This window comes from Pseudomonas sp. K2I15, from assembly GCF_002204795.1.
Taxonomy (GTDB): domain Bacteria; phylum Pseudomonadota; class Gammaproteobacteria; order Pseudomonadales; family Pseudomonadaceae; genus Aquipseudomonas.
In genome coordinates this window covers 15,528-37,391 of the sequence record NZ_NIXO01000059.1, presented here as the reverse complement: position 1 = coordinate 37,391, position 21,864 = coordinate 15,528, and the positions used below count along the sequence as shown (strand labels likewise).

Below are 21,864 nucleotides of genomic sequence, written 5' to 3'. Positions count from 1 at the left end.
CGCGGTGTGACAGTTACCAGATGCATTAACTGATCCACCGCGTTCGCGAGCAAGCCCGCTCCCACATTGGTTCTGCGGCGTATTTAGAACGTCTGCCCAAGGTTCAGATACACCGCCTGCTGATTGTCATCGTTAAACCCATAACTGAAGTTCAACGGCCCCAACGGCGTATCAAACCCCAGGAAAATACTGGCGGCGTTGATATACCCGCTGTCGTATTCATTGTCGTTGTTCCACGCCCGCCCACGTTCCAGTGACGCGCCCAGGTACAGCGGGAAATCCAGCGGCAAATAAGACCGCGGCGTCAGCCGGCGATAGTAAACCGCGCGCATCAGGCTGATGTTCTGCCCGGCAATCGCATCCTGGCGGAAGCCCGACAACTGCCGCGCGCCTCCCAGCAGGAAGCTGGAAATCACCACGTCCGAATCATCCAGCGTGCGCCCATAGCGCCCGCCGAGGATCAGCGTGTCCGGCCCGCTGCTCATGGCCTTGTCCAGCTTGAACTCCCACTGGCGATAGCGTTGGTCAGAGCCCAGCCCCGGTTCGAACTCACGAAAGGCCAGGCCAATATCTTCACCGGTGTGCGGGAAGTACACGTTGTCGAACGAGTCGAAGGAATACTTCAGCTCATAGAAGCCTTCGCTGAAGTTGATGCTCGGCGAGTCCCGGTCACCAATGCGCACGTCCGCCTTGCCCCAGGCCTCGCCCACGCCAAAACGAATCTCGCCGCTGTTGCCGATCTGCCGGCCCACGTTCAAGCCGAAGCCGTAGCGTTCCAGGCGGTACTCGGAGATCGGGTTGTTGTCTTCAATCAGTTCGACGTTCTGCGACTGGGCACTGATGTAGGGCGCGACGAAGTAGCGCGAGCCGGTGTCCATCGGCTGATAGAACTCGCTGTACAGCTCCTGCCGGTCACCGATCTGCACCCGCGTCAGCCATTCGGCGCCGAGGCGGTTGATGCCGTTCATGCGGTAGCTGGCGCCAAGGTTGAAGGCGCTGTCGCCGCGCATGTCATCCGACAGGTTGAGGCCCAGACGCAGGTAATCGGTGCCGCTGCGTTTGCCTCGGGCGCTGATGACCAGGGTGTTGTCCTTGCCCTTTTTCACTACGCGGTATTGCACCTGCTCGAAGTAATCCAGGCCGTAGAGGGTGCCCATGTCGGTTTGCAGGCGGGCCAGGTCCAGGGGCTCGCCGAGGGTCTGACGGACGTAGTAGCGGATCACCTCGTCGCCCACCTTGGAGTCGTTCTCCACCTTGATCGCAGTGATCACCGGGTTGCGCTCGCCAGGCGTGCGGGCCGCTACCAGTGAAGGGTCCACCGGCTCGGCCGGGCGCAGGTGCGCCAGGCGCACGTCGAGGGCGCGGGTGGCGCGGTAGCCGGCGTCGATCATGTCCTTGGCGCGGCCGAAATCCGTCACCCCGTAGGCGGCCAAGGGCGGCTGGATCAGCACGTCGCGGGGTGCCAGGGCCTTGAGTTGTTCTTCAGAGTTGCGCCGGGTCATCAGGGTGATGGACTGGTTGAGCACGTCCACCACGGTGTTGAGTTGCTTGCGCGAGCGCAGCGGGGTGCCGATGTCGACGACGATGGCGATGTCGACGCCCATTTCCCGTGCCACATCCAGCGGGATGTTATCGGTCATGCCGCCGTCCACCAGCAACCGGCCATCCAGCTCCACTGGGGCAAATACCGCCGGGATCGACATGCTGGCGCGGATCACCTGGGGCAAATGGCCTTTGCGGAACACCACTTTTTCGCCGCTGGTGATGTCGGTGGCCACGGCGCGGAAGGGGATCGGCAGCTTGTCGAAATCCCGCACATTACTGGTGTGGGCGAACATGCTTTCCAGCAGCAGGGCCAGGTTCTGGCCCTGGATAACACCCAGTGGCAGGCCCAGGCTGCCGTCATCGCGAAAGCTGAGTTTCTGTTTGACCAAAAAATCCCGGTCATCCTGCTTGCGCCGGAATGGCACGTCTTCCCGTGGCGGCGCATCGGACAGGGCGAGCCTCCAGTCGATGTTCAGCGCGAGTTTTTCCAGCTCGTCGATCTTGTAGCCCGAGGCGTACAGCCCGCCAATCACCGCGCCCATGCTGGTGCCGGCGATCGCATCGATATGAATGCCTTGTTCTTCCAGGGCCTTGAGCACGCCTATGTGCGCCAGGCCACGGGCGGCGCCGCCGGACAGCACCAGGCCGATTTTGGGGCGCGGGTTTTCGACGGCTTGGACGAGGACGGGGAACAGGCACAGCAACAGGCAGGACAACAGGCGGCGCATCATCAATCTCAAGGCTGGACGATAAAGGCCGGTATTATAGCCACTCGATCCTTTCAACCCGCCAAGCAGGAGCCAGTCAATTCATGTCTGCGGCCAAACCCGAGATTGTCATCACGTATTGCACCCAGTGTCAGTGGCTGTTGCGCGCCGCGTGGCTTGCCCAGGAACTGTTGAGCACGTTCGCCGATGACCTCGGCAAAGTGGCCCTGCAACCGGCCACCGGCGGTGCTTTCCGGATTACCTGTGATGGCGTGCAAATCTGGGAGCGCAAGGCCGATGGTGGCTTCCCGGAAGCCAAGGTGCTCAAGCAACGGGTGCGCGACCAGATCGACCCGCAACGGGACCTGGGGCATAACGACCGTACTCAGTGAGCGTCGGCCGTGCCTGCCGGCTGCTTGGCCGGCTTGGCGCTGCCCATCAGCCCGGACACCACGATGGCGACGATGATCAGCGCGCCGCCCATCAGCATGCGCAGGGTCGGCGTTTCGGCAAACAGCAGCCAGGCCATGGTGATGCCGTACACCGGCTCCATGGCGAAGACCACCGCCGCGGTGCGCGCCTTGAGCACTGCGAGGCTGGCGACAAACAGGCTGTGAGCCAGCCCCGTGCAGAACACGCCGAGCAGGCCGATCCACAGCCAGTCCAATGCACGCACCTCGGCGAGCCCGGGCGCCGCGACCGGCAGCAGGCACAGCGCGACAACCACGTTCTGGCACAAGGCGGCCTGCACCGGCGGGATGCGCCCACTGGCGCGGTTGTTCAGTGATAGCAGCGAGAACAACAAGCCGGAGCAGACCGCCCACAACAGGCCACTGGTGGCTTGGCTGGCCAAGTTGAAGTCCGGTGTGACCAGCACCAGGCCGATGCTCACCAGCACCACCAGCAGGATCTCGTTGGCGCGAATCCGCTCGCGGAAAATCAACCCTTCGAGGATCACCGTGAACGCCGGGAAGGTGGCGAAGCCCAAGGTGGCGATGGCCACACCGGCGATCTTCACCGCAATAAAGAAACTCACCCAGTGCGCGGCCAGCAGCAGGCCGCTGACCAGCAGGCGACGCCAGTCCCGGGCTTGCAGTTTTTGCCAGGTGGTGTTGCTGGCGAAGCGCGCGAAGATCGCCAGGGCAATCACCGCGAACGCGGCACGGCCGAACACGATAATTGCCGGCGAGGCGGCGGCCAGTTTGCCGAACACGCCAGTGAGGCCAAACATCAATGCGCCGATATGCAGGGCGCCGAGGGCTGTGCGGGGAGTCATTGCGATCCTTAACAACGGGTTTACAGGATCGCAGTCTAGAGGGTTGTACGCGTTTGCGTCTGTCGGCGGGCTCGCGGATTTTGTTGCAGGACTCTTGCGCCAAAAGCAGCGCAGATCAAATGTGGGAGCTGTCGAGCCTTAGCGAGGCTGCGAAGGGATCGCCTCGGTGTGCCTGCTGGACCGCTGCGCCTGCATCGCCGCCTCGCTAAGGCTCGACAGCTCCCACACTGGACGGTGCTCGTCTGAAGGCTCGGGGCGAGAGGCCAAACTCCCGCAACATCGCCGCAGCAAAGGCACTTTGTGAACCATAGCCAACCCGCGCGGCAATCTCGCCGATGGGCAACTGGCTGTCGCACAACAGGCCGCGAGCCATCTGCAAACGCCGGGTGCGGATGTAGTCCATCGGCGTCTGCCCGCATTCCGCCATAAACCGCGCATGCAGGCGGGCGACGGACAGGTCGGCGAGCTTCGCCAGGTCTGCCACTTGCAGTGGGTGCGCGGCGTGCCGCTGGATATGCGCATCGAACGCAGCATACGGCAGACGCTTGCCCGCCAGCGGCTGTGCGAGATTGAGGCTGGCCAGCAGCAACACGGCGCCTTGCTGGGCGATCAGCGGGTCGTCCACCGGGCTGCTCGCCAGCCACTGCACCAGTTGGCTTTGGCGATTGTCGAGGGTCAGGTGTGCGGGCTGGTCGAGCAAACGGCGGCTGGCGTCGGCATGCTCGCCCAGGGACTGCGCCAGCCAGTGCTCATCGGGCACGTCCAGCACCAGGCAGCGGCTGCCATCGCGACTGATGCACGCGTGGTGGGCGGCGTAGGGCAGCACCATCACGCTGCTGTGCTGCACCTGGCTGCCACGGCCATCCACCTCGAAGTCCAGATGCCCGGACAGGCCAAACACCAGCTGCGCGTGGTCGTGGCTGTGGGCGATGGGCTCTTCGACGTAGTGGCGTAGCGTGAGGTTGGGTCTCATCGCAGTCTCCTGGGCTGGCTTGCAGTTTACATCGCTTCGCAAGCCGTGGGCGCTGTCATCAGACTGACGCAACACTGTCATGGGCTATTAACCCCATGGGCGCAAGCTCGCGAAAACCCCGTGAGGCATGCCCATGACCAGCGCCGAACTCGCCAAACCCAGCCGCAAGCAACGCGTGCGTACCCTGTGGATTTCCGATGTGCATTTGGGCACCCGGGATTGCCAGGCCGAACACCTCTCACACTTCCTCAAGGGCTACCACGCCGACAAGGTCTACCTGGTCGGCGATATCATCGACGGCTGGAAACTGCGCAGCGGCATGTATTGGCCCCAGGCCCACACCAACGTGATCCGCCGCCTGCTGACCATGAGCAAGCGCGGCACCGAGGTGATCTACGTCACGGGTAACCATGATGAGTTTCTGCGGCGGTATTCGAAGCTGATCCTCGGCAATATCCAGTTGGTGGACGAGGCGGTGCACGTGACTGCCGATGGCCGGCATTTGCTCGTGATTCATGGTGACCAGTTCGACGTGATCACCCGTTATCACCGCTGGCTGGCGTTCCTTGGTGATTCGGCCTACGAGTTCACCCTCACGCTCAACCGCTGGCTGAACCACTGGCGGGCGCGATATGGCTACGGCTATTGGTCGCTGTCGGCCTACCTCAAGCACAAGGTCAAGACGGCGGTCAGCTTTATCAGTGATTTTGAAGAAGCGATTGCCCACGAGGTGACCAAGCGCGAATTGCACGGCGTGGTGTGCGGGCATATTCACCATGCGGAGATTCGCAAGGTGGGCGAGGTGGACTACCTCAATTGCGGGGATTGGGTGGAGTCGTGCACGGCGTTGATCGAGCACTGGGACGGGCATATCGAGTTGTATCGGTTGGCGGATGCCCAGGCGAAAGAAGCGCAGCTCAAGGCCGAGATGGTCGCGGGCTGAGCCTCAACCCCACAGGCTCACTCGGCCTAAATGTGGGAGCGGGCTTGCTCGCGAATGCGGTGGGTCAGTCTGTACATATGGCGACTGACCCACCGCATTCGCGAGCAAGCCCGCTTGTGTCTTGATCCGGTTTCTTCAATTAGGTATTGGAGACATCCGCGATCGCTTCAGCCAGCAGCGTCAACCGCGTCGCATCAATCCCCGCCACGTTCGCACGCCCGGAGTTGACCATATACACGCTGTGCTTCTCCCGCAGTCGTTGCACTTGCGAGGCACTCAGCCCGGTATAGGAAAACATCCCGCGTTGCGCCCCGATATGCGCAAACCGCTCCGACAACCCATGGGGCGCCAACGCTTCCACCAGCCCGGAACGCAACTGCGCAATCCGCGCACGCATCGCTTCAACTTCCCCGGCCCAGCGCTGTTTCAGCTCGGCATCACCGAGAATGGTCGCCACCACCGCAGCTCCATGGTCCGGCGGCGTCGACCACAAATTACGCGCAATAAACGCCAGTTGGCTGCGCACATCCGTCAGCTTCTCGGCATTCGTCGCACACACAATCAACGCGCCCACACGGTCGCTGTACAAACCAAAGTTCTTCGAGCAAGAGCTGGTGATCAGCACTTCAGGCAGCTCAGACGCAAACAGCCGCACCGCCCACGCGTCCTGCTCCAGGCCGTCGCCAAAACCCTGATACGCAAAGTCGATCAGTGGCAGCAACTCGCGCTCTTGCACGATCTTCAGCACCTGGCGCCAGTCATCCTTGGACAAGTCAAAACCGGTCGGGTTATGGCAGCAGGCATGCAGCAGCACCACATCGCCCTTTGGCACCGTGGACAGCGTGGCCAGCATCGCCGCCACATCCAGGCGGTTGTCGCTGCCCACATACGGGTAATGGCTGACCTTGAGGCCGGCCTTGGCGAAGATGGTTTCGTGGATCGGCCAGGTCGGGTTGCTCAGCCACACGCCACGGCCGGGCAGGCTGTGGGCGATAAAGTCGGCGCTCAAGCGCAGCGCGCCGGTGCCGCCAGGCGTCTGGGTGGCACCGGCGCGGCGTGCGCTCAGCAGCGGCGAGCCGGCGCCTAGGACCAGCTCAGAGATCAACGTGCCGAACGCGGCATTGCCGTGGCCGCCAATGTAGGTCTTGGTGGTTTGTTGCTCCACCAGGCGTTGCTCGGCCAGCTTCACCGAATGCGGAATCGGCGTCAGGCCTTGGTCGTCCTTGTACACGCCCACGCCGAGGTCGAATTTGTTCGGGTTGGGGTCCTGGGCATACAACTCCATCAGCCCGAGGATCGGGTCCCCGGGCACCCGGCCAATCGCGTCAAAATGCATTACTTGCGGCCCTCGGCATCCTTTGCCACTTCGTCGGTGCGCGCGGCCATGATGAAGTCGTTGCGGTGCAGGCCCTTGATGGAGTGGCTCCACCAGGTCACGGTGACTTTGCCCCATTCGGTGAGCAGGCCCGGGTGGTGGCCTTCAGCTTCGGCGATCACGCCCACGGCGTTGGTGAAGGCCAGGGCAAATTTGAAATTCTTGAACAGGAAGACCTTTTCCAGCTGCATCACGCCATCGCGTACTTCGATGTTCCAGTCGGGGATCTGCTTGATCAGCACTGGCAACTCTTCGTCGCTGACTTGCGGGGCGTCGGCGCGGCAGGCTTCGCAGTGGGCTTGGTTCAACGTGGTCATGTGGGGATTCCTGAAATCGAGTGTGTGGAAAACGGTCGTCAGTGGCGTCACCCTAAAGCAACGCGGGGCCAGGGAACAGACTCACCTGGCCCTGAAAGACGCGGTTCAAGCAGCTTTTGGCTTGGGCGGGAATTTCGGTGCATGCAGGCCCAACTGCATACCGCGTTCGACCATGCCCATGATGTCTTCCTGCGCCACTTCGAACAGGCGCTTGAGGTTGGGCACGGCGAAGTACAGCGGTTGCAGGATGTCGATGCGGTACGGCGTGCGCATCGCTTCCAGCGGGTCGAAGGTTTGGTGCTCGGGCTCGTCCGAGAGGCTATACACCGTCTCTTTGGGCGAAGACAGAATGCCGCCACCGTAGATGCGCCGGCCTTGCGGCGTGTCCACCAGGCCGAACTCGATGGTCATCCAGTACAGGCGCGCCAGGTACACGCGCTGTTCCTTGGTGGCGGCCAGGCCGAGCTTGCCGTAGGTGTGGGTAAATTCGGCGAACCAGGGGTTGGTCAGCAGTGGGCAGTGGCCGAAGATCTCGTGAAAAATGTCCGGTTCTTGCAGGTAATCCAGCTCTTCACGGGTACGAATAAACGTCGCCACCGGAAACTGCTTGTTGGCGAGCAGTTCAAAAAAGGTCTGGAAGGGGATCAGCGCCGGTACCCGTGCGACTTGCCAGCCGGTGGTTTCGGCCAGCACTTTGTTGATTTCCGCCAGTTGCGGAATGCGGTCGTGGGGCAGGCCGAGCTTGTCGATGCCGTCCAGGTATTCCTGGCAGGCGCGGCCCTCGATCACTTTCAGTTGGCGCGTGATCAGGGTGTTCCACACCGCGTGTTCTTCGGGCGGGTAGTCGATAAAACCGTTCGCGTCGGGCTCGCGGGCCACGTACTGCGTCTGCTTCATACTGCTCTCCTGCTAGGCATTCGTTCTTGTTATGTCCTGCGATGAGCCTATTGATACGCCGCCTGAGCCAGGAAGCCATCCTCGGTTGCCACTGCTCTGTAGGAAAAGTTACCAACGTTCGTAAAGTTTTCGTTACGGATGAGCCGATTTGTTCTGCATGGGGCGTATTTTGGGTGTGAATCGCCTCATGGCTGTCACATAATCTTGACGATTATCTGCGCCCAGCGGCAAAAAACCGCAGCGCCTCTACCTCTTCGGGCCCTCTCATGCGTATCAAAGTGCATTGCCAGAACCGCATCGGCATCCTGCGGGACATCCTCAACCTGCTGGTGGAGTACGGCGTGAACGTCGCCAAGGGCGAGGTCGGCGGCGAGCACGGCAACGCCATTTACCTGTACTGCCCGAACCTGGTGAACATGCAATTCCAGGCGCTGCGCCCGCAGTTCGAAGCGATTGCCGGGGTATTTGGCGTCAAGCGGGTAGGGTTGATGCCCAGCGAGCGTCGGCATATGGAGCTCAATGCACTGCTGGGCGCCCTGGAGTTTCCGGTGCTGTCCATCGACATGGGCGGCTCCATCGTCGCCGCCAACCGTGCGGCCGCGCAGTTGCTCGGGGTGCGCGTGGATGAGGTGCCGGGCATTCCGTTGTCGCGTTATGCCGAAGATTTCGATTTGCCGGAACTGGTACGCGCCAGTAAATCGCGGATCAATGGCCTGCGGGTCAAGGTCAAGGGCGACGTATTCCTCGCCGATATCGCCCCGCTGCAATCCTCCGAACACGACGACAGCGAAGCCATGGCCGGCGCCGTGCTGACCCTGCACCGCGCCGACCGTGTCGGCGAGCGTATCTACAACGTGCGCAAGCAAGAGTTGCGGGGCTTCGACAGCATCTTCCAAAGCTCCAAGGTGATGGCCGCGGTAGTGCGTGAAGCCCGGCGCATGGCGCCGTTGGATGCGCCTCTATTAATAGAAGGCGAAACCGGCACCGGCAAAGAGTTGCTGGCCCGCGCTTGCCACTTGGCCAGCCCGCGCGGGCAGTCGCCGTTGATGGCGCTCAACTGCGCCGGTTTGCCGGAGTCCATGGCTGAGACCGAGTTGTTTGGTTATGGCCCCGGCGCCTTTGAAGGGGCGAGGGCGGAGGGCAAGTTGGGGCTGCTGGAGCTGACGGCAGGCGGCACGTTGTTTCTCGATGGTGTCGGGGAAATGAGTGCGCGGTTGCAGGTGAAGCTGCTGCGTTTTTTGCAGGACGGCTGCTTTCGCCGCGTAGGCAGTGATGAAGAGGTGTACCTGGATGTGCGGGTGATCTGCGCGACGCAGGTGGACCTTTCCGAGCTCTGCGCCCGGGGCGAATTCCGCCAGGACCTTTACCATCGTCTCAATGTGCTCTCGCTGCATATCCCACCACTGCGCGAGTGCCTTGATGGTTTGCCGCCGCTGGTGGAGCACTTTCTGGATCAGGCCAGCCGGCAAATTGGCTGCCCGCTGCCCAAGCTTGCGCCGGGGGCGATGGATCGGCTCAACCATTACCACTGGCCGGGAAACGTGCGGCAGTTGGAGAACGTGCTGTTCCAGGCGGTCTCGCTGTGTGAAGGCGGTACGGTCAAGGCCGAGCATATTCGCTTGCCGGACTATGGCGTGCGCCAGCCGCTGGGGGATTTTTCCCTGGAAGGTGGGTTGGAAGCGATTGTCGGGCGCTTCGAGAAGGCGGTGCTGGAACAGTTGTATGCCGAGCATCCCAGCAGCCGGCTATTGGGCAAGCGGCTGGGCGTTTCCCATACCACCATTGCCAACAAACTGCGGGACTACAAAGTGCTCAAGGCCGAACGCGGTTAAAACTGTGGGAGCGGGCTTGCCGTAAGCGGCATAAGTCCGCCGTTTTTTCGACTCTCAGCGCGCCCCCGATTCCGCAACTCGATCCGCAAACCCCCGCCCCGCCTGGACTTTTCCTCTTTTCAAAAAGTTGGTTCGCAAATTGCTTAAGCCTCATTAGTACAGCGGTGGGCGGCAAGCGTCCGTCAGAAAGAGGAAAGAGCGTGGATAAGTACCTTTATGTGGCAATGACCGGCGCCAGCCAGAATGCACTGGCGCAGAAGGCCCACGCCAACAACTTGGCGAACGTTTCCACCAATGGTTTCCAGCGTGACCTGGAGCAGGCGCGCTCGATGCCGGTGTTCGGTGACAGCTTTCCGGCGCGGGCCTTTGCCCTGACCGAGCGCCCAGGCACGGACTTTTCCCCCGGCGCCATGATTGAAACCGGCCGTGACCTCGACGTGGCCGTCAGCGGCGACGGCTGGATGGCCGTGCAAAACCCCGATGGCGGCGAGTCCTACGTGCGCAGCGCCAGCATGAACGTTGATGCGTTGGGCGTGCTGCGGGCCGGCAACGGTATGCCGATCATGGGCAACGGTGGCCCGATTGCCGTGCCGCCCCAGCAGCAGATCGAAGTCGGCCAAGACGGCACCATCAGCATCCGCGCCATGGGCGAAGGCCCGCGGGTGATGGCTGAAGTGGACCGGATCAAGCTGGTCCAGCCCGACCTCAAGAACATGACCAAGGGCCTGGACGGCACCATCCACACCAAGGATGGCCAGCCGGCCCAAGCCGATGCCACCGTCAAACTGACGTCGGGCTTCCTGCAGTCGAGCAACGTGAATGCCGTCGAAGAAATGACGGCGGTACTGGCGCTTTCCAAGCAGTTCGAATTGCACATCAAGATGATGAACAGCGCCAAAGAAGACGACCAGGCCATGACCCGCGTCCTGGCGATGAGCTGATAGCAGCCACACACTAATTTTTGTAGCGCGGCGCCATAAAACAGGCGCACGAAGGAGATGAACATGCTTCCGGCTCTATACGTTGCCAAAACAGGTTTGTCCGCCCAGGACACCAACCTGACCACCATTTCCAACAACCTGGCCAACGTGTCCACCACGGGTTTCAAACGTGACCGCGCCGAGTTCCAGGACTTGCTCTATCAGATCAAGAAGCAGCCAGGCGCCCAGTCGACCCAAGACAGCGAATTGCCGTCGGGCCTGCAACTGGGTACCGGTGTGGCGATTGTTGGTACCCAGAAGAACTTCAGCGCCGGTAACTTGCAGCAAACCGGCCAGCCATTGGACCTCGCGGTCAACGGCAAGGGTTTCTTCCAGATCCTGCAGCCGGACGGCACCACCACCTACACCCGTGACGGTACGTTCCACCTGGACGCCAACGGCCAGGTCGTGACTGCCAACGGTTTCGCGCTGGAGCCAGCGATTGTCGTGCCTAACAACGCCCAGACCTTCACCGTCGGCAACGACGGCACCGTGTCGATCACTGTTGCCGGTAACCCGGCGTCCCAAGTGATCGGCAACCTGCAAACCGCCGACTTCATCAACCCGGCCGGCTTGCAGGCGATTGGTAACAACCTGTTCCTGGAAACCGCCTCCAGCGGCGCGCCGCAAATCGGCACCCCGGGCCTCAACGGTTTTGGTACCACCCTGCAAAGCACCCTGGAAACGTCCAACGTGAGCACCGTTGAAGAGATGGTCAACATGATCACCACTCAGCGCGCTTACGAGATGAACTCCAAGGTGATTTCCACCGCCGACCAGATGCTTTCGTTCGTAACGCAGAATCTGTAATCAAGTCTATGGGGCGCTATTGACGGCGCCTGCAACACCGTGAGGTATGGGTCATGAATCGCTATGTTTCTGTTCTGGCATTGAGTGGGATTGCTGCGCTCGCGGGCTGTGTTGCCCCGACGCCAAAGCCCAATGACCCGTACTATGCGCCGGTGTTGCCGCGTACGCCGCTGCCGGCGGCGGCCAACAACGGCTCGATCTACCAGGCCGGTTTCGAACAGAACCTGTACAGCGACCGCAAGGCCTTCCGGGTGGGTGACATCATCACTATCACCCTTAACGAGAAGACCCAGGCGAGCAAGAACGCCAACTCGCAGATCGGCAAGACCAGCAAGACCACCATTGGCCTGACCTCGTTGTTTGGCGGTTTACCGAACACCAATAACCCGCTGGGCAGCGGTGACCTGAGCCTGGACGCCGGCTACAGCGGCGACCGCGCCACCAACGGCAAGAGTGCGGCCGGGCAGGGCAACAGCCTGACCGGTTCGATCACTGTGACCGTGGCCGACGTGCTGCCCAACGGCATCATCGCCGTACGCGGCGAGAAGTGGATGACCCTCAACACCGGTGATGAGCTGGTGCGCATTGCGGGCATGGTTCGCGCAGACGATATCGCCACCGACAACACCGTGTCGTCGACACGGATTGCCGATGCACGCATCACCTACTCGGGTACGGGTTCGTTTGCTGACGCCAGTCAGCCGGGCTGGTTTGACCGTTTCTTCCTTAGCCCGCTGTTCCCTTTCTAGGTGATCACTTTGAACTTCAAACAGCTGATGGCTGCGATGTTGCTGCTGGCCCTGAGCGCAGGCGCCCAGGCTGAGCGCTTGAAAGACATCGCGAGCATTTCCGGCGTACGGTCCAACCAGTTGATCGGCTACGGCCTGGTGGTGGGGCTTAACGGCACCGGCGACCAGACCACCCAGACCCCGTTCACCCTGCAGACCTTCAACAACATGCTCTCGCAGTTCGGCATCAAGGTGCCGGCAGGTTCGGGCAACGTGCAGTTGAAGAACGTTGCGGCGGTGTCCATCAGCGCTGATTTGCCGCCGTTCGCCAAGCCGGGGCAGGTGGTCGATATCACCGTTTCGTCCATGGGTAACTCCAAAAGCCTGCGTGGCGGCACCTTGCTGATGACGCCACTTAAAGGTATCGACGGCAACGTCTACGCCATTGCCCAGGGCAACCTGGTGGTGGGCGGTTTTGACGCTGAAGGCCGCGATGGTTCGAAGATCACCGTCAACGTGCCGTCGGCCGGCCGGATCCCCGGTGGTGCCTCGGTAGAGCGCACGGTGCCGAGCGGCTTCAACCAGGGCAACAGCCTGACCCTGAACCTCAACCGTTCGGACTTCACTACCGCCAAGCGCGTGGTCGACAAGATCAATGACCTGCTCGGCCCGGGCGTGGCCCAGGCCATCGACGGCGGCTCGATTCGCGTCACCGCACCGCTGGACCCAAGCCAGCGCGTTGACTACTTGTCGTTGCTCGAAAACCTCGAGGTCGACCCGGGCCAGGCGGTGGCCAAGGTCATCATCAATTCGCGTACCGGTACCATCGTGATCGGCCAGAACGTGAAGGTTTCGCCGGCGGCCGTGACCCACGGCAGCCTGACCGTGACCATCACCGAAGACCCGATCGTCAGCCAGCCTGGCCCGTTGTCCAACGGCCAGACCGCCGTGGTGCCGCGCTCGCGGGTGAATGCCCAGCAAGAAGCCAAGCCGATGTTCAAGTTCGGCCCCGGTACCACCCTGGACGAGATTGTCCGTGCGGTGAACCAGGTGGGCGCAGCGCCTGGCGACTTGATGGCGATCCTCGAAGCGTTGAAACAGGCCGGCGCCTTGCAAGCCGACCTGATTGTGATCTGACGCCATGGCCATGGACATGCGCAAGAGCGGCCTGAGCAGCACGGCGGACTCGGGTTCTTATTCCGACCTCAACCGGCTTAACCAGTTGAAGGTCGGCGACAAGAACAGCGACGGCAACATGCGCAAGGTCGCGCAGGAGTTCGAGTCGCTGTTTCTCGGTGAGATGCTCAAGTCCATGCGTTCGGCCACCGAAGCCCTGGGCAAGGACAACCCGCTGAACACGCCGGCGGCCAAGCAGTACCAGGAAATGTACGACCAGCAATTGGCGGTCTCGCTGTCTCGCGAGGGCGGTGGTATCGGCCTGGCCGACGTGCTGCTGCGCCAGATGCAGAAGAACAAGCCGGTGGACGCCCAGGCGGCCACCTTGCAAGGCCCGGCAGTACCTGCGAAGAAGGTTGATGTGCCGACCGAAATTGCCGCCGGTACCAAGGCCGATGGCCCGTTGGGCCGCAGCAATGGTCAGCGGCCATTGTGGGCGTATCGCGTGGCGGTGCCTGAAGGCACCAACTCCCACGCCAATGACATGGCGCTGATGAACCAGCGCCGTATCTCGTTGCCGAGCAAGCTCACGGATCGCCTGCTGGCCGGCATCGTGCCAAGCACCGACGCTACCACTGCCGCCAAGGCCGCGCCGCTGCGCAACAGTGCAGCCGATGACGGTGTGGTCAACAACGCCGCCCGCAGCCTTGCCGCACTGCCGCGCGGGCAGATGCAGATTTACGGTCGCGCCGTGGCTCAGCCACCTTTGGCTCCGGCGAAAAAAGCCTTCAGCTCGCAGGATGAATTTGTCGCCACCATGTTGCCGATGGCCAAGGAGGCCGCCGCGCGGATTGGCGTTGACCCACGCTATTTGGTGGCCCAGGCGGCCCTGGAAACCGGTTGGGGTAAATCGGTGATGCGTGCCGAAGATGGCACCAGCAGCCACAACCTGTTCGGCATCAAGGCCGGCCAGAGCTGGCAGGGCGAACAGGCCCGTGCGATCACCAGCGAGTTTCGCGATGGCGCGATGGTCAAGGAGACGGCGCAGTTCCGCTCCTACAATTCCTACCAGGACAGCTTCCATGATCTGGTGACGTTGCTGCAAAGCAATGATCGCTATAAAGATGTTGTGAAGTCAGCCGACAACCCGGAACAGTTTGTACGCGAGTTGCAAAAAGCCGGTTATGCAACCGACCCGGATTACGCCAGCAAGATTTCGCAGATTGCCAAAACGATGAACAGCTACCAGAACTACGCTGCCGCGGGCGCTTCCACTCATTTATAAGGTCTGAATCATGAGTTTGCTCAATATCGGGATGTCGGGGCTCAATGCCGCCCAAGGATCGTTGTCGGTCTTAAGTAACAACATCGCCAACGTCAACACCCCGGGATACTCGCGTCAGCAGACCACCCAAAACGCCAGCGCCTCGAACGCGTTCGGCGGTGTGTATATCGGCACCGGTACGACCCTGGCGGATGTGCGTCGGGTGTACAACGACTACCTGAACACCGCCTACCAGAACAGCACCGCGCTCAATAGCGATGCCAACGCCTACCTGGGCCAGGCGAGCGCGATCGACAAGACCCTGTCGGACAAGACCACCGGCATGTCTGCTGTGCTCAGCGCCTTTTTTGCGTCGGTCCAGACCGCTGCGGCCACCCCAAGTGACGTGTCGGCCCGGCAATTGCTGGTGACCAGCGCCCAGACCTTGAGCAACCGGTTCAACGCGATTTCCTCGCAGTTGACCCAGCAGAAAGAAAGCATCAACGGCCAGTTGAGCACCATGAGTGATCAGGTCAACAAGCTGACCTCCTCGATTGCGTCCCTGAACAAACAGATCGCCCAGGCCCAGGGCACATCGACCAGCGCGCCCGCCAACCTGCTGGATGCGCGCACTGAAGCGGTTCGCTCGCTCAATGAGCTGATCGGTGTCACAGCCACCGAAAAGAACGGCCAGGTCAGTGTGACCACGGGCACCGGGCAGTCGCTGGTAGAGGGTGATATCGCCAACACCATTTCGGCAGTGCCGAGCAAGACCGACAACAGCCAGTACACCATCCAGATCAACATGGGCAGCACGTCCATGGACATCGGTTCGGTGGTGAGCGGTGGCAGCATTGGCGGCCTGATGCGTTATCGCAGCGATGTGCTGATGCCGGCCATCAATGACTTGGGCCGGCTGGCCGTTGTTGCCGCCGATACCGTCAACAACCAGTTGGGCCAGGGCCTGGACTTGAACGGTGAGTTCGGTTCTTCGCTGTTCACCGACATCAACAGCGCGGCGGCGATTTCCCAGCGTAGCCAGGGGGCGGCCGGTAACAGTGCCGGTTCCGGCAACCTGAATGTGTCGATTGCCGACAGCAGTAAGCTGACGACTTACGACTACAAGGTCACCTTTACCAGTGGCAACCTGTACAACGTGACCCGTTCCGACGGCCAGTCCATGGGCTCGTTCGACACCACCACCACGCCGCCGCCGGTAATCGACGGTTTTACCCTGGCGTTGAACGGCAACGGCCCGATGGCCGCCGGTGACAGCTTCAAGGTCAGCCCGACCGCCAATGGCGCCACTGGAATTGGTGTCGACCTCCAGGACCCGAATAAACTCGCGTTCGCCGGGCCATTGGCGGGCGTTGCCGGCAAGAACAGCGGCACTGGCACGTTCACGCCGCCGCAGTTGACTGTGCCGCTGGATATCCACGGTGGCGCCGATACGGCCCAATTGCGCACCGGGATCGAAAACTCGATGCCGGTGAAGATGGTGTTCGGCGATAAGGCGGCGGACGGCACCCAGCCGTACACGGTCAGCGACGCCCAGGGTAACCCGATCGGCACCGGTAGCATCATCCCGGGCCAGGGCAACAAGATCACCATCAATGTGCCGATGCGCGATGCCACCGGTGCGTTGATCACGGGCAAGAGCTTCAGTTTTGATACCACCGTTGGCGGCTCGCCGGCCAATAACGACAGCACCACGTTTTCGTTCAACAGTGGCGCGACCTCCGACGGCCGCAACGCCCAGTCGCTTCTGGATCTGCAAACCAAGTCAACAGTCGGTGTGACGGACGGCAATGGGGGCGTGAGCCTGGTCAGCGCCAATAGCCGCCTGGTGTCTCAAGTGGGTTCCAAGGCCGCCCAGGCCAATACCGACAGCACCGCTACCGGCGCGTTGTTGACGGCGAACAAGGCGGCTGCCAACTCGGTGTCCCAGGTCAACCTGGATGAAGAGGCGGGCGACATGATCAAGTTCCAGCAGTACTACACCGCGTCGTCGCAGATCATCAAGGCGGCGCAGGAAACCTTCAGCACACTGATCAACGCACTTTAAGGGAGTCTGGGACGATGCGTATTTCAACACAGCAGTATTACGACACCAGCTCCAGCAAGTATCAGGATAACTATTCGAGCGTGGTGAAGGCCCAGGACCAGGCGAGTTCCGGCGTGCGAGTGCAGACCGCCTCCGATGACCCGGTGGCCGCCGCCCAGTTGCTGATGTTGCAACAGCAAAAAGACATGCTGGGGCAGTACAGCACCAACATCACCACCCTGAATAACTCGCTGACCAACGAAGAAAGTGTGCTGCAAAGCATCAGTACCGCGTTCCAAACAGCTCAGGGATTGGCGCAGCAGGCCGGCAACATCGGCAAGAGCGATGATGATCGCAAGGCGATTGCCGCCCAGGTCGGCGCGCTTGAGGACCAGGTGTTGGGCTTGCTCAACTCCAAGGACTCCAGCGGCAACTACATGTTCTCCGGTGCCAAGACCGATACGCCGCCGTACACCCGTAACAACGACGGCACCTACACGTACCAGGGCGACGAGACGCCCCTGAGCCTGCAGATTTCGAACAACCTGTCGATCTCCATGGGGGATACGGGCAAGGCGCTGCTTGAGAGTTCGTCCAACACCGGTCGTACCCAGGCCACTTTGCTGCCGCCCGATGTGAATGACGGCACGGTAGGGATCTCTGCCGGCCTGGTCACTTCCAGCACCGCTTATACCAAGAGCTTTTCCGATGGCCAGCCGTACAAGCTGACCTTCGCCAGCAGCACCCAATACAGCGTGACGGACAAGGACGGCAACGACATCACGTCGGAGATCACCGGTAACGGTACCTTTGACTCCACCAAGGAAGGCTCCTCCAGCGTCAGCCTGCGAGGCGTCACGTTCGACATCCGGCTGAACCTGGGTAAGGATGTTGCGCCGGGCGCGGCGTCCGATGCGTTGGTGGCCGGCAAGGCGTTCACCCTGGAAAGCAAGCCGGATTCCTTCAGCGTCTCGCGTACCCCAAGCAATGCGTCCACGGCGCAGCTGACCGGTGGCAGCGTCACGGATCAGGCGGCCTATACCAGCACCTTTCCTAACTCGGGTGCGGTCATCAAGTTCTCCAGCGGCACCGATTACCAGGTGTTCGCCCAGCCGTACACGGCCGACAGCAAGGCCATTGCCACCGGTACCATGGCCGCTGGCGCGACGTCGATCACCACGGTCGGTGTGACCTTTGGTGTGAGCGGCACGCCGGGCGCCGGTGACCAGTTCTCGGTCGGCGCTACCAGCAACAAGAACATGAACGCCCTGGATACCCTGAGCCAGTTGCGCAAGAGTCTGGAAACCCCGGCGGATGGCAATCAGGTGGCCTTGAACAAACTCAAGGACGTGGTCGCCACGAGCATTGCCAACCTGGGCAACGCTTCGGCGCAGATCGACCAGGTGCGTGGCTCCATTGGTGCGCGCCAGAATGCGATAGATATTCAGGATACGGAAAACACCAGCCTGGGCCTGGCCAATACCTCCACCATGTCGTCGCTGGCGAACGTTGACATGGGGCAGGCCGCCATTGACCTGACCTTGCAGCAGACCATGCTGCAGGCCTCGCAACTGGCGTTCGTGAAAATCTCCCAGCTGAGCCTGTTCAGCAAGATGTAATTTCAGCGTCTGCAAACCTGCGGCTCACCCTGGAAACGGGGTGGGCCGTTGTCGTTTTTGGCGCTTGTATGTCCCTGTGTTTCGCACAAACCACAGAAAATTGAGTGACCTGTGAGTCATAAAGCGCATCTTCACTGTATCGTGTGAAAAGGATAGGTCGTCGCCAGGTCTCTGCGAGGGCCTGCCGCCAAGGTATAAAGGCGGTTTTCGGCGAGTTTTTTGCGGGGTTATCCCCATTATTGTCAGCGCCCGGCGACGTGTTTCGCGGGGTGTTCTCCAGCTATTTAGTATTGGGAAGCCACAATGATTGGCATAAAAAGCATCGCCAGTTACGTGCCGGCAGACGGGATCGATAACTACGCCCAGGGTGCCAAGTTCGCCAAGGATGAAGAATTCATCATTGGCAAGATCGGTTCGGCGTTCCTGCCGCGCAAGGATGCCGCGCAGGAAACCTCCGATCTGTGTGTCGAGGCGGTCAACGCCTTGTTTGCCAACAACCCCGATTTGAAGCGCGAATCCATCGATGTGCTGATCGTCGTCACCCAGAACGGCGACGAAGAGGGCTTGCCTCACACCGCTGCCATCGTCCAGGACAAGTTGGGCCTGCCGACGAGCGTGGCGGCCTTTGATATTTCCCTGGGCTGCTCGGGCTACGTCTACGGCATCTACGCGATAAAGGGCTTCATGGAAGCCACCGGCCTGAAAAACGGCCTGCTGGTCACTGCTGACCCGTACTCGAAGATCGTCGACCCGGAAGACCGCAACACCACTATGTTGTTTGGCGATGCCGCTACCGCCACCTGGATGGGCGAGGACGCGCCCTGGCAGTTGGGCAAGGCCAAGTTCGGCACTGACGGTTCCGGTGCGCCGCACTTGAAGGTCAGCGACGGCGTGTTCTTCATGAACGGCCGTCAGGTGTTCAACTTCGCCTTGCTCAAAGTGCCGGCGCATTTGCACGAGCTGCTCCACGAGTCGAACCTTGCGGCGGACGAGATTGATGCGTTCTGCATCCACCAGGGCAGTGCGGCGATTGTCGACGCTGTGGCGCGGCGTTTTGAAGATGCTCCGGTAGATAAATTCATCAAGGACATGGTCGAGACCGGCAACACCGTGTCATCGAGCATTCCGCTGCTGCTGGAAAAGCACATGCTCGACTCCACCTGGAAGCGCGTCGCCATCAGTGGTTTTGGCGTAGGCCTGTCCTGGGGTTCGGCGATTTTGCACCGCCCTTGATGCTTTAAAGGCGCTGCACAAAAAAACGCCCATGATCGAAAGATCATGGGCGTTTTTTATTTGGCGCCAGAAACCCAGCAATTGCTGGGGTTTAGGCTATCGTAAATGCTTGAATTACAAGGGGTGGCACGGTGCTAGTAAAAAAAATCAAAAAAGTCCTCAAGCAACCTGCATTCACGACGATAACTATTACGAAGGTTCTCTAGGCCACACCCGGCGGTTGCCAGGGCCGGAAGCCGCAGTAAACAACCCACGAGGATTTCGTCATGGCATTAACAGTAAACACCAACCTTGCTTCGTTGAACGTTCAGAACAACCTGAACAAGGCTTCCAGCGCCCTGCAAACTTCCATGCAGCGCCTGTCCTCCGGCCTGCGTATCAACAGCGCCAAAGACGATGCGGCCGGCCTGCAAATCTCCAACCGTCTGACCAGCCAAATCAACGGCCTGGGCGTTGCGATCAAAAACGCCAACGACGGCAGCTCGATTGCTCAGACCGCTGAAGGCGCAATGCAGCAGTCCACCAACATCCTGCAAAGCATGCGTACCCTGGCTCTGCAATCCGCCAACGGCTCGCCAAGCGCTGAAGACCGTAAGTCGAACCAGGCTCAATACGCAGCGCTGACTGCTGAATTGACCCGTATTGCTACCACCACCACCTTCGGTGGCAAGAACCTGCTGGACGGTTCTTTCGGTACTACTTCGTTCCAGGTCGGCGCTAACGCCAACCAGACTATCGACATGACCATCGGCAACGTTGCAGCCAACAACATTGGTTCGCAGCAGCTGAAAACCCAAGCCCTGACTCCAAGCGCAACCGGTATTGCTGGTGGTGCTGTCACCGTTACCGGTAGCGGCCAGGCCACTACAGTAACGCTGGCTGCCGGTGCTTCGGCCAAAGCTATTGCCGCTCAAATGAACGGCGCCGTCGGTGGCCTGGCTGCTACTGCCAGCACTGAAGCTCAGTTCACTGTGAACTCCGCTACCATTGCTGCCGCTACTCCTGCCAACGCCAACTTCACCCTGCAAGTCGGTAGCGGCACTGCGGTCCAGTTCACTGGCGTGACCAGCACTGCTGACCTGGCTGACCAACTGAAGTCCAACGCTGCCAAACTGGGCATCAGCGTTAACTACGATTCGTCCACCAACGCCCTGTCGGTTAAGTCCGACACCGGTGAGAACCTGACCTTCAACGCTGGCGATGCTGGTGCTGCTGGTATCTCGGTTGCTACCAAAGATGGTACCGGCGCCTTCGGCACTGCTGCTGCTCTGACCGCTGGCGCACTCGTGGCTACCGGTGCTGTTTCGCTGAACTCCAGCAGCAGCTACTCGCTGAGCGGCGCTGGTGTTGCTGGTGTGTTCGCAGCCGGTGCTGCAACCGCTGCCAACTCCACCAAAACCACCGTCAACAACACCGACATCACCACTGCTTCCAACGCACAGAACTCGATCGACGTGATCACTCAGGCGATCTCGGACATCGACTCCCAGCGCGCTGGCCTCGGTGCTGTACAAAACCGTTTCGACAACACCGTTGCCAACCTGCAGAGCATCTCGGACAACTCCACGGCCGCTCGCGGTCAGATCCAGGACGTTGACTACGCTGCTGAAACTGCTCAGTTGACCAAGCAACAAACCCTGCAACAGGCTTCTACTGCGATCCTGTCCCAGGCCAACCAACTGCCTTCCGCTGTACTGAAGCTGCTTCAGTAATAGCCATCGGTAGATAAATGACGGAAGGGCGCGTTTACGTGCCCTTTTGTCTTTTGCGTGATGAGGAGATTGGACATGGACATGAGCGTCAAGTTGAACCTGTCTTATCCTGCTGCCCCAGCGCCACAGAGTGCACCTGCTCCTGTGACTGCCGACCCGCAGACCCCCAAGGTTGATGCAGCGGCTGCAGCGGTAAAACCCAAGCAGGAAGTAAAACCGGACGAGCTGGAAAAGGCCGTCAAGGATATTCGCGAATTCGTCCAGGCTGCCCAGCGCAAACTGGATTTTTCCATTGATGACTCCACCCATCAGGTGGTGGTCAAAGTCATTGCGACCGAAAGCGGCGAAGTCATTCGCCAGATCCCTTCGGAAACTGCATTGAAACTCGCACAAAGCCTTCACGACGCCAGTAGCTTGTTGTTTGACGCCAAAGTCTGAGCTGGCATGAATTTTGTTGCTGTAGCTGCTTGAGGCGCCGTCCGTCAAGAAAGCG

19 protein-coding genes are annotated in these 21,864 nt (G+C 60.8%); 13 read left to right on the top strand and 6 right to left on the bottom strand.

Annotated elements, in window-relative coordinates:
• Positions 1-83: 83 nt before the first annotated feature.
• Positions 84-2,273, bottom strand: coding sequence for a patatin-like phospholipase family protein (locus tag CEC48_RS25995; RefSeq protein ID WP_088426336.1), 2,190 nt, complete (start codon positions 2,271-2,273; stop codon positions 84-86).
• A gap of 83 nt (positions 2,274-2,356) precedes the next feature.
• Between CEC48_RS25995 and CEC48_RS25990 the strand changes: the two genes are divergently transcribed.
• Positions 2,357-2,644 carry a SelT/SelW/SelH family protein gene (locus CEC48_RS25990; RefSeq protein ID WP_088426335.1) on the top strand — a complete coding sequence of 96 codons (288 nt, stop codon included), beginning with the start codon at positions 2,357-2,359 and terminating at the stop codon, positions 2,642-2,644.
• On the opposite strand, the gene CEC48_RS25985 is transcribed toward CEC48_RS25990, so the two are convergent.
• Positions 2,638-3,528, bottom strand: a complete 891-nt coding sequence (locus tag CEC48_RS25985) for a DMT family transporter (RefSeq protein WP_088426334.1) — start codon at positions 3,526-3,528, stop codon at positions 2,638-2,640. The genes CEC48_RS25990 and CEC48_RS25985 overlap by 7 nt on opposite strands.
• 205 nt (positions 3,529-3,733) lie before the next feature.
• On the bottom strand, positions 3,734-4,501 hold the full coding sequence (locus tag CEC48_RS25980; RefSeq protein WP_088426333.1) for an AraC family transcriptional regulator: 768 nt from the start codon (positions 4,499-4,501) through the stop codon (positions 3,734-3,736).
• A gap of 133 nt (positions 4,502-4,634) precedes the next feature.
• Between CEC48_RS25980 and CEC48_RS25975 the strand changes: the two genes are divergently transcribed.
• Positions 4,635-5,444, top strand: a complete 810-nt coding sequence (locus tag CEC48_RS25975) for a UDP-2,3-diacylglucosamine diphosphatase (RefSeq protein WP_003214618.1) — start codon at positions 4,635-4,637, stop codon at positions 5,442-5,444.
• 139 nt (positions 5,445-5,583) lie between these two features.
• Here the strand turns inward: CEC48_RS25975 and CEC48_RS25970 are convergent, their stop codons facing one another.
• The 3 genes from CEC48_RS25970 to phhA all read right to left on the bottom strand — a co-directional run bounded on the left by CEC48_RS25970 (position 5,584) and on the right by phhA (position 8,033).
• Positions 5,584-6,780, bottom strand: a complete 1,197-nt coding sequence (locus CEC48_RS25970; protein WP_088426332.1) for an amino acid aminotransferase — start codon at positions 6,778-6,780, stop codon at positions 5,584-5,586.
• Positions 6,780-7,136: a 4a-hydroxytetrahydrobiopterin dehydratase gene (locus CEC48_RS25965; RefSeq protein ID WP_088426331.1), complete on the bottom strand. Its 357-nt coding sequence runs from the start codon at positions 7,134-7,136 to the stop codon at positions 6,780-6,782. The genes CEC48_RS25970 and CEC48_RS25965 overlap by 1 nt, the downstream gene beginning before the upstream one ends.
• Positions 7,137-7,241: 105 nt before the next feature.
• Positions 7,242-8,033: a phenylalanine 4-monooxygenase gene (gene phhA / locus CEC48_RS25960; protein WP_088426330.1), complete on the bottom strand. Its 792-nt coding sequence runs from the start codon at positions 8,031-8,033 to the stop codon at positions 7,242-7,244.
• Between the two features lie 266 nt (positions 8,034-8,299).
• Here phhA and CEC48_RS25955 point away from each other — a divergent pair, with 266 nt between their 5' ends.
• The 11 genes from CEC48_RS25955 to CEC48_RS25905 all read left to right on the top strand — a co-directional run bounded on the left by CEC48_RS25955 (position 8,300) and on the right by CEC48_RS25905 (position 21,809).
• Complete coding sequence (locus tag CEC48_RS25955; protein WP_088426329.1) at positions 8,300-9,865, top strand: sigma-54-dependent transcriptional regulator; 1,566 nt, start codon at positions 8,300-8,302, stop codon at positions 9,863-9,865.
• Positions 9,866-10,065: 200 nt separating this feature from the next.
• Entirely contained in the window at positions 10,066-10,806 is a 741-nt protein-coding gene (locus CEC48_RS25950; RefSeq protein ID WP_088426328.1) for a flagellar basal body rod protein FlgF, read from the top strand.
• 63 nt (positions 10,807-10,869) lie between these two features.
• Positions 10,870-11,655: a flagellar basal-body rod protein FlgG gene (gene flgG / locus CEC48_RS25945; protein WP_017477441.1), complete on the top strand. Its 786-nt coding sequence runs from the start codon at positions 10,870-10,872 to the stop codon at positions 11,653-11,655.
• Between the two features lie 53 nt (positions 11,656-11,708).
• Complete coding sequence (gene flgH / locus CEC48_RS25940; protein WP_088426327.1) at positions 11,709-12,404, top strand: flagellar basal body L-ring protein FlgH; 696 nt, start codon at positions 11,709-11,711, stop codon at positions 12,402-12,404.
• Between the two features lie 27 nt (positions 12,405-12,431).
• The gene (locus tag CEC48_RS25935; RefSeq protein WP_176438785.1) at positions 12,432-13,520 is read left to right on the top strand and encodes a flagellar basal body P-ring protein FlgI; all 1,089 of its coding nucleotides are present in this window, start codon (positions 12,432-12,434) and stop codon (positions 13,518-13,520) included.
• 4 nt (positions 13,521-13,524) lie between these two features.
• The gene (flgJ, locus tag CEC48_RS25930; RefSeq protein WP_088426325.1) at positions 13,525-14,784 is read left to right on the top strand and encodes a flagellar assembly peptidoglycan hydrolase FlgJ; all 1,260 of its coding nucleotides are present in this window, start codon (positions 13,525-13,527) and stop codon (positions 14,782-14,784) included.
• A 10-nt stretch (positions 14,785-14,794) separates the two neighbouring features.
• Positions 14,795-16,828: a flagellar hook-associated protein FlgK gene (gene flgK / locus CEC48_RS25925; protein WP_088426324.1), complete on the top strand. Its 2,034-nt coding sequence runs from the start codon at positions 14,795-14,797 to the stop codon at positions 16,826-16,828.
• Between the two features lie 14 nt (positions 16,829-16,842).
• Positions 16,843-18,426, top strand: a complete 1,584-nt coding sequence (locus tag CEC48_RS25920; protein WP_088426323.1) for a flagellar hook-associated protein 3 — start codon at positions 16,843-16,845, stop codon at positions 18,424-18,426.
• Positions 18,427-18,729: 303 nt separating this feature from the next.
• Positions 18,730-19,659 (top strand): ketoacyl-ACP synthase III, encoded by a 930-nt coding sequence (locus tag CEC48_RS25915; protein ID WP_088426322.1) that lies wholly within the window; start codon positions 18,730-18,732, stop codon positions 19,657-19,659.
• A 266-nt stretch (positions 19,660-19,925) separates the two neighbouring features.
• Complete coding sequence (locus CEC48_RS25910) at positions 19,926-21,371, top strand: flagellin (RefSeq protein ID WP_088426321.1); 1,446 nt, start codon at positions 19,926-19,928, stop codon at positions 21,369-21,371.
• Positions 21,372-21,446: 75 nt separating this feature from the next.
• Complete coding sequence (locus CEC48_RS25905; protein ID WP_088426320.1) at positions 21,447-21,809, top strand: flagellar protein FlaG; 363 nt, start codon at positions 21,447-21,449, stop codon at positions 21,807-21,809.
• Positions 21,810-21,864 lie beyond the last annotated feature (55 nt).

Bases quoted from the DNA above. Each gene is read 5' to 3' on its own strand.
- CEC48_RS25905 (WP_088426320.1), top strand. From the start codon at position 21,447: ATGGACATGAGCGTCAAGTTGAACCTGTCTTATCCTGCTGCCCCAGCG.
- CEC48_RS25995 (WP_088426336.1), bottom strand. From the start codon at position 2,273: ATGCGCCGCCTGTTGTCCTGCCTGTTGCTGTGCCTGTTCCCCGTCCTC.
- CEC48_RS25975 (WP_003214618.1), top strand. From the start codon at position 4,635: ATGACCAGCGCCGAACTCGCCAAACCCAGCCGCAAGCAACGCGTGCGT.
- CEC48_RS25970 (WP_088426332.1), bottom strand. From the start codon at position 6,780: ATGCATTTTGACGCGATTGGCCGGGTGCCCGGGGACCCGATCCTCGGG.
- CEC48_RS25935 (WP_176438785.1), top strand. From the start codon at position 12,432: ATGGCTGCGATGTTGCTGCTGGCCCTGAGCGCAGGCGCCCAGGCTGAG.
- flgG (WP_017477441.1), top strand. From the start codon at position 10,870: ATGCTTCCGGCTCTATACGTTGCCAAAACAGGTTTGTCCGCCCAGGAC.
- CEC48_RS25910 (WP_088426321.1), top strand. From the start codon at position 19,926: ATGGCATTAACAGTAAACACCAACCTTGCTTCGTTGAACGTTCAGAAC.
- CEC48_RS25920 (WP_088426323.1), top strand. From the start codon at position 16,843: ATGCGTATTTCAACACAGCAGTATTACGACACCAGCTCCAGCAAGTAT.
- CEC48_RS25955 (WP_088426329.1), top strand. From the start codon at position 8,300: ATGCGTATCAAAGTGCATTGCCAGAACCGCATCGGCATCCTGCGGGAC.
- flgJ (WP_088426325.1), top strand. From the start codon at position 13,525: ATGGCCATGGACATGCGCAAGAGCGGCCTGAGCAGCACGGCGGACTCG.
- CEC48_RS25990 (WP_088426335.1), top strand. From the start codon at position 2,357: ATGTCTGCGGCCAAACCCGAGATTGTCATCACGTATTGCACCCAGTGT.
- CEC48_RS25980 (WP_088426333.1), bottom strand. From the start codon at position 4,501: ATGAGACCCAACCTCACGCTACGCCACTACGTCGAAGAGCCCATCGCC.
- CEC48_RS25915 (WP_088426322.1), top strand. From the start codon at position 18,730: ATGATTGGCATAAAAAGCATCGCCAGTTACGTGCCGGCAGACGGGATC.
- flgH (WP_088426327.1), top strand. From the start codon at position 11,709: ATGAATCGCTATGTTTCTGTTCTGGCATTGAGTGGGATTGCTGCGCTC.
- phhA (WP_088426330.1), bottom strand. From the start codon at position 8,033: ATGAAGCAGACGCAGTACGTGGCCCGCGAGCCCGACGCGAACGGTTTT.
- CEC48_RS25965 (WP_088426331.1), bottom strand. From the start codon at position 7,136: ATGACCACGTTGAACCAAGCCCACTGCGAAGCCTGCCGCGCCGACGCC.
- flgK (WP_088426324.1), top strand. From the start codon at position 14,795: ATGAGTTTGCTCAATATCGGGATGTCGGGGCTCAATGCCGCCCAAGGA.
- CEC48_RS25985 (WP_088426334.1), bottom strand. From the start codon at position 3,528: ATGACTCCCCGCACAGCCCTCGGCGCCCTGCATATCGGCGCATTGATG.